We start from the raw sequence: 1,764 nt of genomic DNA on the forward strand, positions 1-1,764 counted from the left end.
CCGTGGCCGTTCTCCCACCAGATCCGGATGGGGATCCGGGCCCACTGGTACATCCGCTCACCGTGGGACCCCTTCCCGGCGGACAGCCGCTTCCATGCCTGCGGTGCCAGGCCCTCGACCAGTTCGTCGACGCGGCGTTCGCCCATGTCGCGGGTGATGACGGTGTCGCTGGTCTTCACGCACATCACGTGGCTGATGGCCTGCTGTTCCATCCGCCACCGCAGGGATTCCGGCTGTCCGTAGGCCTCGTCCGCGGTGACCCACGCGAACGGCACGCCGGCCTGGACCGCACGGGTGAGCATGGCTTTGAAGTGCCCGGTCTTCGTCGCGAAGGCCACCTCGTCCGGGACGCCCGCCTCCCGGCACCGCTCCCGGTCGTCCGTCCACGAAGCAGGAAGATACAGTTCCCGGTCGATCAGCGCCCGCCCCTTCGTGGAGGCGTAGGCCAGGAACGTGCCGACCTGGCAATTTTCGGTGCGTCCGGCGGTGCCGGAGTATTGCCGCTGGACGCCGGCCGAGCGCACGCCTTTCTTCAGAAAGCCGGTGTCGTCCCCGATCAGGACCGCGTTCTTGTCGCCGATCGTCCCGACGACGTAGTCCCGCACGTCGTCACGGACACCGTCGGCGTCCCAGTCCGCCTCGCCCAGCAGGCGCTGCATCCCGACCGGCAGCCGGTCACCGGCCCGTTCCGCCAGCGTCCAGCCGTTCTTCCGCTCCAACGGAGCGATCAGCCCCCGCATATACGCAAGCGCCCGCCCCCGCGGCTCCGACCTGGCGAAACGCGACGCGAACCGGGCATGCAACCCCGCCAGCACCCCGTCCCACTCCTCAACCAACCCCACCCCAAGCTCAGCCATACCCCAACTCAACCACAAACAAGTGAGATTGCAGTATTAGTTCAGAGAAGAACTCATCGCTTCCGAGTCTGCCGACGGCGGCGCGTGGGCCCGCCCAGGAGGTGAGCCGCCGCGCCGAACGACGCGAGGACGGCGTCCCCGGCCGCATGGCCCAGGCCGTCGTTGATGTCCTTGAAGTGGTCGGTGTCGACCGTGACCAGGGGCCACCTCGTCGCCGTGGCGGCGAAGGATCCGCCGGGCGCGGACGGTGTAGGCGTCGCGGCGCAGCAGTCCGGTGAGCGGTCCTTGCGGGACGCGGCGAGGCGTCGGTGCAACGTGATGGCGTGCACGGTCCAGCCGGTGAACGGGACTGCGGCGGTGGTCAGCAAGAGTGCGCGTTGCCCGAACCGGGCCTGCACGCGCAGGACGGAGTCCATACTGGGGATCCATCGCTTCCAGTGCCTGCGCTTCGAGGTCGGCGCGGCCCTCGGGGTTGTCGTACCGGGCCTGGTCGTCGGCCTCCTGGTCGACGTCGTCGAACCCGCCGTGGACGGTGCAGAAGGATGTCCGGGTCGTTATCCATGTCGCCGTTCAGCGCCCGGGAAAGGCAGCTGATGCTGTCAGTCGGCGCCCACGCCTGGCCGGTGCATTCGTCGCCGAAAGGGCAGGGCAGCAGGACGTCGAAGCCGAAGTCGCCCTCGCCATCGACGTCGTCGCGGTAGGCCAGGGTGAGGTACTGCTGACCGAGGCGGATCTCCGCGACGCGGTTCCGGCCGGTCCCAGGTCGGAGCCGGGCTTCCACCGCCACAGCGGCATCACGGCAGTACCACCCGGACTCCGTTGCCTAATTCGAGTGGGTTGGCTGTCAAGCCGCGAGTCGGTAGAGGAGCCGGGACAGGCGGCTGGTGCGGGTCTTCGTGGGCTGATG

At 68.8% G+C, this 1,764-nt stretch carries 2 protein-coding genes; both read right to left on the reverse strand.

Annotated elements, in window-relative coordinates; all coding sequences use genetic code 11:
* The coding region (locus AC07DW_RS34315) for an IS701 family transposase (RefSeq protein WP_478861504.1) at positions 1–857 on the reverse strand (857 nt) is incomplete at its 3' end.
* Between the two features lie 53 nt (positions 858–910).
* Positions 911–1,273 (reverse strand): diguanylate cyclase domain-containing protein, encoded by a 363-nt coding sequence (locus AC07DW_RS34320; RefSeq protein ID WP_478861505.1) that lies wholly within the window; start codon positions 1,271–1,273, stop codon positions 911–913.
* Between the last annotated feature and the right edge of the window lie 491 nt (positions 1,274–1,764).

The sequence above is a fragment of the Streptomyces sp. NPDC045701 genome (genome assembly GCF_056432045.1).

Coding starts and splice junctions, on each gene's coding strand:
- AC07DW_RS34320 (WP_478861505.1), bottom strand. CDS start 1,273: ATGGACTCCGTCCTGCGCGTGCAGGCCCGGTTCGGGCAACGCGCACTC.